The organism is Yeosuana sp., from assembly GCF_057126245.1.
The window spans coordinates 50123-64214 of sequence record NZ_DBNGMQ010000101.1 but is presented as its reverse complement, the minus strand read 5'-3'; the positions used below and the strand labels follow the sequence as shown (position 1 = coordinate 64214).

At 34.3% G+C, this 14092-nt stretch carries 7 protein-coding genes; all 7 read left to right on the top strand.

The window, feature by feature from the left end:
• The first annotated feature begins 18 nt into the window (after positions 1 to 18).
• Positions 19 to 1497: an aminotransferase class V-fold PLP-dependent enzyme gene (locus AC15TD_RS13660; protein WP_484452707.1), complete on the top strand. Its 1479-nt coding sequence runs from the start codon at positions 19 to 21 to the stop codon at positions 1495 to 1497.
• A 273-nt stretch (positions 1498 to 1770) separates the two neighbouring features.
• Positions 1771 to 4572, top strand: a complete 2802-nt coding sequence (locus tag AC15TD_RS13655) for a triple tyrosine motif-containing protein (RefSeq protein ID WP_484452706.1) — start codon at positions 1771 to 1773, stop codon at positions 4570 to 4572.
• Between the two features lie 271 nt (positions 4573 to 4843).
• Positions 4844 to 8032 (top strand): glycoside hydrolase family 2 TIM barrel-domain containing protein, encoded by a 3189-nt coding sequence (locus AC15TD_RS13650; RefSeq protein WP_484452705.1) that lies wholly within the window; start codon positions 4844 to 4846, stop codon positions 8030 to 8032.
• A gap of 12 nt (positions 8033 to 8044) precedes the next feature.
• Positions 8045 to 9460 carry an Ig-like domain-containing protein gene (locus tag AC15TD_RS13645; protein ID WP_484452704.1) on the top strand — a complete coding sequence of 472 codons (1416 nt, stop codon included), beginning with the start codon at positions 8045 to 8047 and terminating at the stop codon, positions 9458 to 9460.
• Positions 9461 to 9514: 54 nt separating this feature from the next.
• A complete protein-coding gene (locus AC15TD_RS13640) occupies positions 9515 to 10477 on the top strand; it encodes a glycoside hydrolase family 16 protein (protein WP_484452703.1) in 963 nt (320 codons plus the stop codon).
• A 12-nt stretch (positions 10478 to 10489) separates the two neighbouring features.
• Complete coding sequence (locus AC15TD_RS13635) at positions 10490 to 12328, top strand: immunoglobulin-like domain-containing protein (protein WP_484452702.1); 1839 nt, start codon at positions 10490 to 10492, stop codon at positions 12326 to 12328.
• 175 nt (positions 12329 to 12503) lie between these two features.
• A complete protein-coding gene (locus AC15TD_RS13630) occupies positions 12504 to 14015 on the top strand; it encodes a glycoside hydrolase family 30 protein (RefSeq protein WP_484452701.1) in 1512 nt (503 codons plus the stop codon).
• Positions 14016 to 14092: the final 77 nt, after the last annotated feature.

Genomic DNA, 14092 nt, shown 5'->3' with positions numbered 1-14092 from the left:
TAAGCAATAACGAGTAAAATGGAACACATCGAAAATCTTGAAGCCTATTTTTCATCATTCAGAAAGCATATCGTTGGACTTAATCAAGAATTTGAATCACCATATGGTAAGAAAAAAATCATTTATGTCGATTGGACCGCTAGCGGAAGATTGTATAGACCTATTGAAGAAAAATTATTAAAAGAGATAGGACCTTTTGTGGCCAACACGCATACAGAAACCTCTATAACAGGCTCGGCTATGACTATGGCTTATCACGATGCCAGAACCATTATTAAAGAACACGTTAACGCCTCTAAAGACGATGTCTTAATTACTGTTGGAACAGGCATGACAGGAGCCATTAATAAATTTCAACGTATTCTAGGGATTAAGCTCAATGAAAATTTAAAAGACCACACACACGTTCCAGATGAAAAGCGACCCATTATATTTGTATCGCATATGGAACACCATTCTAACCAAACCTCATGGTTAGAAACAATTGCAAAAGTTGAGGTTATTCAGTCTAACGATGAAGGCTTACCGAGTCTAGAAAACCTTGAAGCGCTTTTGCAGAAATACGAAGATGTACCTCTAAAAATGGCAGCTATCACAGGCTGTTCTAACGTGACGGGCATACGAACCAACTACCATGAGGTAGCCAAAATTATGCATCAAAACAACGGCTTATGTTTTGTCGATTTTGCCTGCTCTGCACCCTATGTTACTATCGATATGCATCCCGAAGATGACCAGCAATATTTAGATGCCATCACATTTTCACCACATAAGTTTTTGGGCGGTCCAGGCTCTTCAGGTGTTTTAATTTTTAATAAAAAATTATATAAAAACTTAGTGCCAGACAATCCAGGAGGTGGTACAGTATCTTATACCAATCCGTGGGGAAATCATGATTATATAGATGACATTGAAACTAGAGAAGATGGTGGTACACCTGGCTTTTTACAAGCTATAAAAATTGCTTTATCTATAAAGCTAAAAGAGCAAATGGGCGTTGATAATATTTTGAGACGTGAGCATGAACTTAATGAAATTATTTTTGAAAGACTTTCAAAAATAGAGAACCTAACTATTTTAGCCCCAGAGCACACAGATCGATTAGGCGTATTTTCTTTTTTTATAGAAGATGCGCATTACAACTTGGTAGTGAAGTTGTTAAACGATCGTTTTGGAGTTCAAACCAGAGGCGGCTGTTCATGTGCTGGAACCTACGGTCATTATTTGCTGCATGTAGATCAGCTCACCTCAATGGCAATTGAGCAAAAAATATTAGAGGGCTGTTTAATGGAGCGCCCAGGATGGATTAGAATGTCTATTCATCCAACCATGACCAATGCAGAGATTGAATTTATTTGTGAGGCCATTACATCTGTTGCAAAACATTTTAAAGAATGGGAGAAAGATTACGATTATAATGCCTTAAAAAATGAATTTGTCCATAAAGGGAATACCAATACAGAACAACAAATTATTGGTAATTGGTTTAATTTATAACAAGCTTATAAATTTTTTAAACCTGTAGAAGGCACTTGTTTTAGACACCTTAAATTATTTAACAAGTCTTAGCCTATTAGCAAATTTTATTTACCCATAGCATCTTTTATTAATTCTAATTTAATTTATGACACGATGTTTCATAATGTAGTGTTTCTTTATGAATTATAATTAACCATACACCTACCTTACGTTTTTTAATAAAGTTCCTATATTTTAGATATTTAAAGTATATTAGTAGCTGAACAATAGATGTATTTAATTCTATATATTATGAATAAATTATTTTGTTTTATAGTCTGCTTAACACTAATACATTTTCACTTAAAAGCCCAAGAAAGACCACCAATTAAAGCCTTTTATCCAGAAGAGTATGGGGCAGAATATCAAAACTGGAGTATTTCACAATCTAATGAAAAAAACATTTACATAGCCAACAATAGTGGCTTATTAGAATTTAATGGCGCCAGTTGGACGCTTTATCCTTCACCAAATGAAAGCATCATGAGGTCTGTAAATGTCATAAACGATTTAATTTATACAGGATGTTATAGGGAGTTTGGTTATTGGAAAAGAAATGAATTTGGAACCTTAGTATATACATCCTTATCAAAAGCTTTAAACATTTCTTTTCTAGACGATGAGGAAATTTGGAATATTATTGACGTTGATGAATGGATTCTGTTTCAATCATTAAAACGAATTTATATTTACAATAAGAATAAAAGGACGTTTTCAACGATAAATTCATCTACTACGGTTTACAAAATATTTGAGGTAAATGAGAGTATTTATTATCAAAACATAAAAGACGGAATATATCAAATAGCTAACGGTAAATCCGTTTTAATAACAGATGATATTGTTGTAAAAGAAAACCTGTTGGTGAATATGTTCTATAATAATGGTCAATTATTAATCGAGACTGAAGATAATGGTTTTTATACTTATGAGAATCAATCCATCACTAAATGGGAAGTTCCAGCCAATAATATATTATCTAATATTAGTGTTTACCGAAGCATACAATTAAAAGATAAAAGTTTTTTATTAGGGACTATTTCAGATGGCATTGTTCATTTAACTTCTAAGGGAGAATTAGATTATCAAATAAACAGTAATAACGGATTAAGCAATAATACCATTTTATCTGTTTTTGAAGACGACGATAATAACATATGGTTAGGGCTCAATAATGGGATTAATTGTATGAATGTTAACTCACCGTTTAGTATCTACAATGAAGTAAAAGATAAAATAGGGACCGTTTATAGCGCTAAGATTTTTAATAACAACCTATATTTAGGCACAAATCAAGGATTGTTTTATAAGCCATGGAAATCTGATGAAAACTTCCAATTTATTGAAGGGACACAAGGACAAGTTTGGTCATTATCTGAACATGATGGCACACTATTTTGTGGTCATAATTCGGGGACATTTATAGTCAATGATAAAAATGTGCAGCTTGTTTCAGATATTGAAGGAGCTTGGAATATAATTACTGTAAAAAACAATAATAATATTTTGTTACAAGGAAATTACGAAGGTCTTTATGTCTTAGAAAAGAATAATAACGAATGGCAATTAAGAAACAAAATTGAAGGCTTTGATATTTCAAGTAAGTTTTTTGAATTTATTGATGAAGATGAGATTCTTGTTAGCCATGAATACAACGGTGTTTTTAGAATTACGGTCAACAAAGAATTAACTAAGGTTAAAAAAGTAGAGAAGGATACATCGGTAGAAAAAGGGATAACATCTAGTTTAATAGATTATAATAACAACCTTTATTATACATACAAGAAAGGAGTGTTTAAATATGATTCAACATCACAATCATTTACAAAAGACACCTTATTAAGTCATCTTATTTCATCAGAAATGTATACGTCTGGAAAACTTATTTATGAACCAAAAACAAATAAATTATGGAGCTTTTCTTCTAAGCGATTAAGTTATTTAGCTCCAGGAAAATTAAGTAACACGCCAAGAATTAATAATATTGCTTTATCTGAATCGTTACCAAGAGGTTTAACGGGATACGAAAATATTGAATATCTTGAAGACCAATCGTATTTAATAGGGACAGCTTCCGGATATATCGTTTTAGATTTAGATAAGATTCGAGAGCTATCTTATGAAGTTAAAATAAACACTATAACATCAAGTAATGATTCCAGTTCAGAAAAAATAAATTTATCTGAAAAGGGTCTTCTTGAAAACAATAATCATAACATTGACTTCACTTTTAATATTACAGAATTTAATAAGTATGTTGATACCGAATACCAGTATATGCTTGAGGGTATAGATACGCATTGGAGTCATTGGTCTAAAGACCCTTTTGCCATATATAAATATTTACCTTTTGGAGATTACCTTTTTAAGGTAAGAGCTAGAGCAGGTAATACGATTTCAAACAATGAAGCATCTTATGCATTTGAAATAAAAAGGCCATGGTTACTATCCAACAAAATGATAGTAATTTATGTGATTTTTTTATGGTTAATATCATTAATCGTTCACAATTTTTACAAACGCTATTACAAGAAACAACGCGAAAAGTTACTACATAAAACACAACGTGAACTTGAGTTAAAAGAGTTAGAAAATCAAAAACAATTGATGAAATTTAATAATGATAAGTTGCGCCAGGATATAGAAAATAAAAATAGAGAGTTAGGGATCTCTACAATGAGCTTAATTAAAAAGAATGAATTTTTAAGCACGATAAAAAAAGAATTAGTAAGTGCCGAGGATGTAAAAGGTGTAAAAAAAGTTGTGAAATTTATTGATAAAAACATTAATAATACAGACGACTGGAATCTGTTTGAAGAAGCATTTAATAATGCAGATAAAGACTTCTTAAAAAAGATAAAAAACCTACATCCTTCCTTAACTTCAAATGACTTAAGATTGTGCGCATACCTTAGATTAAATTTATCATCAAAAGAGATTGCACCTCTATTAAATATATCTTCAAGGAGTGTTGAAGTTAAAAGGTATCGGTTGCGAAAAAAACTTGGTTTGTCCCATAAATCAAGCTTAACAGACTATATTTTAGAAATATAACAACGATACAAGTTTAATATTTACCCATACAAAACCACAACATTATATCTTTTTAGATTATATTTAAGTGCATGTATAAATATTAAAATCCTCAATTTAAACTTATATTTGTTCATGTTTAGGTAAAAATTCAGTATTTTTTTTGAGGTGTATGTTTTTTGTTCAGTCATTTTTTGTTAAATTCATAATCATACTCACTATTTTTACCTTCCTCCGAAAACTATAATTTATAGGGAGCATAATAAAAGACTAAATTAAATTAATATAAACTATGAAAAACAATTTTCTAATAATAGTATTTTTTCTATTTACAATTGGTATTGTAGCTCAGTCAAACAATGTTCAGGTTGTTAGTAATGAAGAGGGCATGAAATTAGTTGTCAATGGAGAAGACTTCATGATTAATGGTATGAACTGGGATTATATTCCTATTGGAACCAATACTGTTAATGCCGATTTTTGGAACAAATCCGATGACGTAATTAAAGCAGGTCTTGACACTGAAATGTCACTTTTAAAAAACATGAACGTTAACGTGATACGCCAGTATACCGGGGTTCCAGCGAGATGGATTAAGTATATCTACGAAAACTATGGTATTTATACGATGCTTAATCATTCTTTTGGTCGTTATGGTTTAACGATAGATGGTGTTTGGACACCAGTGACCATTTATGACGACCCTGCAACTAGGGAATTATTAATATCGGACATGAAAAACTTAGTAAATGAGTATAAAAATACACCTGGATTACTACTCTACTTATTAGGTAATGAAAACAACTATGGCCTTTTTTGGGCCGGTGCAGAGACTGAAGATTTTCCAGATGATGAAGGGAGAATACAATTTATAGGAGAGAGTCGTGGAAGACCCATGTATAAATTGATGAATGAGGTGTCTAAAATGATAAAGAAAATGGATACATCGCACCCCGTTGCAATATGTAATGGTGACGTTTTATTTATTGATATTGTTGCAGAGGAATGTAAAGATGTCGATATATATGGTGTGAATTCTTATCGTGGTCCTTCATTTACCGATATGTTCGATGTTGTAAAACAAAAGCTTAACAAACCAATTATGTTTACTGAGTTTGGTGCTGATGCTTTTAATGCTATAGAAAACAAGGAAGATCAAAAATCTCAAGCCTATTATATGGTCGAGAATTGGAAAGAGATTTATCAAAATGCTGCTGGTTTAGGAGGAACAGATAATTCTATTGGAGGTTTTACATTTCAATTTAGCGATGGTTGGTGGAAATTTGGTTTTGACGACAGAGAGAATGCCGATATTCATGACACTAATGCGTCTTGGGCTAATGGAGGATATTCCATCGATTTGGCGCCAGGTGAGAACAACATGAATGAAGAGTGGTTTGGGATATGTGCTAAAGGACCAACCAGTACTAGAGGACTTTACGATTTATATCCACGTGCCGCCTATTATGCGTTAAAAGAAGCGCATCAATTAAACCCTTATGCAGAAGGCGTTGACACAGAGTTTCTTGAGAACCACTTCAACAACATTCAACTTATGGATGCTGTTTTAAAAGCGCGAGGAGATAAAGCAGCTTTAAAAGCCGATGGCTCAGATAAAATAAAGCTAAGTAATTTTAGAGCAGAATTTACAACATTCAATACAGGAGGGAGCTTATTAACAACACCAAAAAACGACGATACCGATACAGAATCTTTTCCAAATAAGTTGGGATTCGATCATATGCAGTCTTATTATATTGGTGTACAAGGAAACCCAACCTCGAATATGAGAGCAGAAGTTAACTTTAATGTTCTTGGTAACGTAGCGCAAAATCCTATTAATGAGATTTTTTATGAGAATGTTGGGCGCCCCATTACTATTAAAAATGCAAATGGTGAAGAGGTAGTTATTACCGACAATAATCGAGTACGTGTTTACAACGCCGAATTTGAGTGGAACACAAAGCAAGCAGATATAAGAGGTTTTTACAGAACAGGTCATTACCATTGGGGATACGAGGGAGATTTTTTCGGTTTATACCCAGAAGCTAATTATGGCCCTAACCTAGATATTTATAATGGTGAGATACTGGGAATGGAGATTGACGGAAAAGGTGCTTTAGAAGGTCTTAAGGCAGCATTTGGTCCACAATTATGGTGGGGAGCAAATCCGACCGTACTTTTAAAGTATCAAACTAATTTGAGTCATTGGGATATCACAGGTATTTATCACAGAGATTTAGATACAGGTTTAGAATTCGATTTAAACGGACAAAGGATACTTGACCCTAATCAGGTTGTAAGTGGTGTGATACCACCATGGCCTACAGAACGTGCTACCGTAGTTTTAGAAAGAGAGTTTGGACCTTTCGGTATTGCTTTAGGGGGTATATGGGGAGGTAGTCCATTAAATGGAAGTACGTATCAAGACGTGACTGGTGAATCAGGAAACTATGTGGTTTATCAAGATAAAATAAACTCAGATGATAACTGGGGTGGAAAAGCTAAAATAACCTACGAAAAAGGTAGGTTTAATTGGTATGCACAAGGTGCTTATATGGGCTTAGTTGCCAATGGTGGTGCCGATGCCACAAGAACATTTACAGGTTGGAAGCTAAAAGATTCCGGAAGCGGTAACCAAACAAATGTACTTTCTGGTTTTACTTACACAATAGGTAATTGGCAGATAGCTCCAAATTTCCTTTGGCAGAAACCTTTGGTGGCTCCAATGCCTAATGATATTAATGCACCTGGAAGATTAAGAAACTTTATAGACGATCCATTTGCTGTAAGAGGCAACAGAGAGACTACAGCGGGCGAATTACTCTTAACGTTCGACCCAACACCTGGGTCTTGGTTTTATGAGTGGGATAACGATCGTTCAGAAGATGCAAAGATAGCGTTCAACTTAGGTTTTGTATACCGTCATCATCCAACAGCTCAAGATGCAGCGATAGGGTTTTTGGCCAATCGTAGCTTTTTCGCTTTTGCACAATCTGCTCCTTCAAAAGACCTTTGGGAAATAAGTTCTCGTGTCGTTTCTAAAGTAAATAGAGATTTAGGAATTATTGGAAATCTTTACGGAGGTAACGCTCAGGCGAATGGCGATAGCGATAGAACGATAGAACGTTTTGGTGGAGATATTAGAATGATCTACAAAAAATGGAAAATAGAATATGGTTTCAAAGTTAATGATTGGGGACCTTTCGATTACCATCGCGATTTTAACCTTACGTTCCCGGTTCAAAATATGATTGATATTTCTACATCATTAGGCAAACCAGACTGGTATATTCTTCCTGATACTAAAATTGGTATTCGTGGCACATGGAGATCGTTAGACACAAACTCACCTAGGTACTCTCCTAACGCTATTCCACCAAATACGTATCCAGCAGTACCCGCACTAAGTCCTGTAGGATTTGGTAATGGAAGCGAATGGGAGATTAGAACATACGTACACATTAATATTGGCAAATAAAAAAAGATTAAAATGAAAAATACAAAATTTACATATACAAAAATGATACTGCTTTTTGGTTTCATTTTTACAATTTTAGTCAGTTGTGAAAGAGAACTATCAGATGAAGCTGTATTTGCATCTTTTTCACCGAATCCTGAGATATTTACAGATTCACCAGTAGGATTAGGTACAGATTTTTACTTTCCATTTGCAGGTTCAAAAGCAACTGCTTGGACGGTAGACGAAACTCAAGGTTATAATAGCAATGCATCGATGCGTTTCGATGTTCCCAATGCTGATGATCCAGAAGGAAGTTACGCTGGCGCTATATTTAGAGTAGATGGCTCTGGAAGAAACCTAACTGGTTATGATGCCTTAACGTTTTGGGCAAAAGCTTCACAAGGTGTTGCGATAGGCGAAATGGGTTTTGGTCAAGATTTTGGAGAAAATAAATACCAAGTAACAAGATCAAATATAAATTTATCTACAAATTGGGTTAAATATGTTATTCCGTTACCAGATCCTTCAAAACTTATCGAAGAAAGAGGAATGTTTTGGTACTCTGCCGGAACACAAAATACGGGCGGATTTGGTTATACCTTTTGGATAGACGACTTGAAGTTTGAAAAATTAGGAACGATTGGCCAGCCTAAACCAGCTATTGTTAATGGAGAAAATGTTATACAAGACACCTATACAGGTATTAACCTAGAAGTAACAGGGTTAACACAAACATTTAATTTAGGCACAGGTATTAATCAAACAGTTAATGTGGCGCCAAGTTATTTTGATTTTACATCCTCTGATCCTAGTATAGCATCAGTAGACGAACTAGGGGTTGTTAACATTATCGCAGAAGGTTCACCGGTTATAACAGCAGCCTTAGCTGGTGTTGAGGCCTTAGGATCATTAACAATAAATACATTAGGCGATTTCGAACTGGCACCTATTCCAACAAGAGACCCTGATAAAGTGACTTCTATTTTTAGTGACTCATATACAAATTCTCCGGTAGACTTTTTTAATGGATACTGGGAACCATATCAAACAACACTATCTGCCGATTTTGAAATTGATGGTAATAACGTGTTAAACTACACAAACTTTAATTTTGTTGGAAACCAATTTTCTAACCCAACGGTAGATGCAACAGAAAAATCAAATCTTCATATTGACATGTACATTCCAGGTGAGGTACCTTCAGATATGGACTTTTTAATCACGATTGTCGATTTTGGTATTGATCAAGTCCAAGGTGGGGGTGATGATACAAGAGAACAAATATTTTTCAATAAATCTATTTGGGTTGCAAACACATGGATTTCACTGGATTTTCCTATAACAATTTCTAGTAGAAATAGTATAGGACAGATTATATATGAGAATATCAATTTTTCATCATTAAGAAGTTTTTATTTAGATAACATCTATTTCTATAGTGAGTAATACTGCATTTAGAGATTAATATTTAATACTATGAATTTAAAAAATATAATAAGAATGAAAACAAAAATCTTTAAGCAGAATCTAATATATAGAAAAGGAAAACTAGTATTGGGTTTTCTGGGTCCTGTATTATTAGTTTTATTTACTGTGTTTACGAGCTGTTCGACAGATGAGACACAAACTGTTGCTAGGTTTACAGAATTGGTAATGGCAGACGAGTTTGACACCGATGGTGTTCTTAATCCTGATATTTGGGATTATGAGGAAGGTACAGGGGTTAATGGATGGGGTAATGGAGAATTACAATATTACACAAAACGCCCAGAAAATGTAACGGTTCAAAATGGTATGCTAATAATTACTGCAAGAAAAGAATCGTTTCAAGGTTCCGATTATACTTCGGCTAGGCTTTTAACTAAGGGAAAATTTGAACAAAAATATGGGCGTTTTGAAGCCCGCATGAGACTTCCTAATGGCAAAGGTATATGGCCTGCATTTTGGATGTTAGGTACTAATATAGAAGAAGAACCTGATGATAACCTTAATACTTATCAATGGCCATTTTGTGGTGAGATTGATATAATGGAAAATGCGGGATCAAAACCAACGATAGTAAGTGGAGCTATTCATGGACCTGGGTATTCTGGAGGTATGCCGATATTAAAAAAATATGATTTGCAAAACGAACGTGTTGACACCGGATTTCATGTTTATGGTATCGAATGGGGACCAGATTATGTAAATTTTTATATAGATGATGTACTATATAACCAAATAACTCCTAACGACTTGCCAGATAATCCTTTTCCAGAAGAATACGACGATATTTTTACAAATCCTATAGAATATGACTTATATAAAGAAAAGTGGAACCAATGGGTATATGATCAGCCATTCTATATGATATTGAATGTTGCTGTGGGTGGTTTATTTGATGGATCTCCTAATGAAAACACTGTTTTTCCTCAAACGATGCTGGTAGATTACGTAAGAGTATATAAAAGCTATAACAACTAATAAAAAAAGACAATGAAAAAATTAATCAGAACATTTAAACAAATAGCAATTTTAATCTTGGCAGTTACCTTTTTAGGTTGCGAGGATGATGACACAAATTTACCAAAAGTTCTTGCTGGCTTTACGTATACTCTTAATGTAGATACAGGTGTGGTGACTTTTATTAATCTTTCAACAAATGCAACGAATTATAGTTGGGATTTTGGAGATGGAAGTACTGCAACCCTTATTAACCCTGTAAAATTCTATTCAGCAGGCGAATATAAAGTTGTTTTAACAGCAGCCAATGTAGGAGGAGCATCAGATTCATTTGAGGATATAATCGTAATTTCAGATGTTGGAGCGCCAGTAATCGAGTTACTTGGGGATACCACGATAAATATTATGATTGGTGGGGTATTTACTGATCCAGGAGCAACCGCTACTGATGATGTTGATGGAGATATCACCGCTAATATTGTAGTTGGTGGCGATACTGTTGATGTAAATACTGCAGGCACGTATATCATTACCTATAATGTAAGTGATGCCGCAGGAAATGCAGCGACTCAAAGAACAAGAACCGTTATAGTTGCTGCTGATGTTGTAGCACCAGTAATCACGTTAGTTGGAAGTGCCACTATAAATGTTTCACTTGGAGAATCATTTACCGATCCGGGAGCAACGGCTACAGATGATGTAGATGGAGATATTACCGCTAACATAGTTGTTGCAGGAGATGCTGTAGATGTAAATACAGTGGGTACCTATACAATTACTTATAATGTGAGTGATGCCTCAGGTAATGCAGCTACAGAAGTTACAAGAACGGTTATAGTTTCTGATCCTAATGCATGTAATGCAGAAACTACCGAATCTTACAATGCAGCCGATTTAAATATGACGTTCTTAACAGACCCAAGTGCCGATTTTATTTCAGATGGTGCTGGTTTCTCATGGATAGATAACCCCGATTCAAATAATGATGTTAACAAGTCATGTAAAGTAGGTCAAGTAGTAAAAAGTGGTCAGTTTCCATATGACAATAATCAATATGATTTAGATGCGAAATTAGATTTTAACAATAATACAGGACTGAAAATAAAAGTGTGGTCTAGTAGAGCAAATACAGAAGTTAGACTAAAATTAGAAGAAATAGGAAATTCAGGTAATAATGTTGAGAAGTTTTTAACAACTTCTGTAACCAGTGGTTGGGAAGAATTAACGTTCCCTTATACAGCTGCTGATAGTGACAAATTTAATAAGATTGTTATTTTCTTCGATTTAAATGCAAATAACACAGACACGTATTATTTTGACGATTTAATGCTTTATGGCGATGGGTCTGGCACCGGCGGCGGCGGCGGAACAGGTGATTGCCCTGCACCTCCAACGGGAGAGTTATTATCTAATGGTGATTTTGAAGCAGGTGAAAGTTGCTGGCAATTTTTCGCTGGTACATCTATTTCTACTACCGTTAGTAATGGTGGTAGTAATTCGGCTGAAATCCAAGGAGCAGCAGGTGTAGCTATATTAATCAAACAAGAAAGGTTTGCAATAGGTGTGGTTCAGCCTAATACTTCTTATACAGTGTCATTTGATGTAATAGCTGATGGACCTTTAGGTGACGGAGGCGTTTTTAAAGCATTTACATTTTCCGAAGGTGCTGATGGCGGAAGTGTACCCGCAACGCTGCACACGCTTACAGATAATACAACGTCTTTAGCAACAACTTGGGAAACGAAAACATTCACTTTTACAACGGCTCCTAATGCAAATCAAGTAGAAGGAGGTATTTCCTTTTCAGTTGAATTAGTTAATAGTCCAGCTAAGTTGAATGTAGATAATGTAGTTATAAAACCAGCACCTTAATATGGGTGTATTAAAATATATCAATAGCTTGAGTGAGTAATGACTCACTCAAGCTTTTTGATAAAAAAATTAGCCTTTTTTAAAACTTTAAACATTCTTTTTTATACTGCCCCTTTAATTTTTTGTTATTCGTTATTTTTAAACCTTATTTATTAATAACAAATTGAGTTAATACATGAAAACACAAACCAAAACAAACTATTTTAAATGGACATTTATTGTATTATTTATAATGCTCATGGGATGTACATCGAACAAAAATAAGGATGTAAATAATATACTAGAAAATAAACCATTATTTGATTTATCAGAAATGAAAAGTGAGGTTTACAAAACAGCTCATGATACGTTATTAAAACTGACTAATTCAGGCACTGTTAAATTTGGACCCTTTGAGCAACCAAAAGAAGTAGATGCGTCGATACAAGTAGACCCTACGAAAGAATTTCAAACCTTTTTAGGAATTGGAGCGGCATTAACCGATGCTTCTGCCGAGACCTTTTATAAATTATCCAAACAAAATCAAGATCGTTTTCTGGAAGCTTACTATAGCCAAGACAAAGGTATTGGTTATTCTTTAGCGCGTACCATTATTCATAGCTGTGATTTTTCTTCTGGAAGCTATACTTATATCGAAGAAGGTGACAAAGGTCTTACAACCTTTAACATCGATCATGATAGAACATTTAGGTTACCATTCACTAAAAGAGCTATTGAAGCTGCTGGTGGCACTTTAACTATGTATGCAAGTCCATGGAGCCCGCCGGCTTTTATGAAAACCAACAACAACATGCTACATGGCGGCAAATTAAAGCCAGAGTTTTATCAATCATGGGCAAATTATTATGCAAAATTTATTAAAGCTTATGAAAAGGAGGGTGTTCCAATCTGGGGATTAACCATTCAAAATGAACCCATGGCAGTACAACGCTGGGAGTCTTGTATTTATTCAGCTGAAGAAGAACGGGATTTTTTAAAGAACTATTTAGGCCCTACTCTAGAAAAAGAAGGGTTAGGCGATAAAAATATTATTGTGTGGGATCACAATAGAGATTTATTATTTCAAAGAGCCAATGTCATTCTGAATGATCCTGAAGCAGCAAAATATGTCTGGGGAACAGGGTTTCACTGGTATGAAGATTGGAAGGATGGTATCCCTATGTTTGATGCTGTAAAACGTGTTCAGGAAAATTATCCTGATAAAAATTTAATTTTTACTGAAGGCTGTAATGAAAAATTTGAGTGGAGCAGAATAGAGAACGAAGATCCAAAACTAGCCGAAAGATATGGAAGGTCTATGATAAATGATTTCAATAACGGTACCGTGGCATGGACAGACTGGAATATATTATTAGATGAAACAGGGGGACCTAATCATGTTGGTAATTTATGTTTTTCGCCGGTTCATGGCAATACGCAAACCGACGAATTAACCTTTACAAACTCATATTATTACATAGGCCATTTTTCAAAATTTATTCGTCCTGGAGCAAAAAGAATCACAAGTGTATCGAGTACTAATAGTTTATTGAGTACAGCATTTGCAAATACAGATAGCAGCATCGTTATCGTTATTATGAATCAAGATGATAAAGCCTTAGATTTCACATTAAATATGGATTCTAAAACAGCCCATTTGAATGCTTTACCACATTCTATTCAGACCATAATTTTTAAAAAGGCCTGATGAGTAACTAAGACTTAAAACAAATTTCAAACAATAAAACCAAACAAACCATTTATGGTTTATTAATTTAAAAAAAC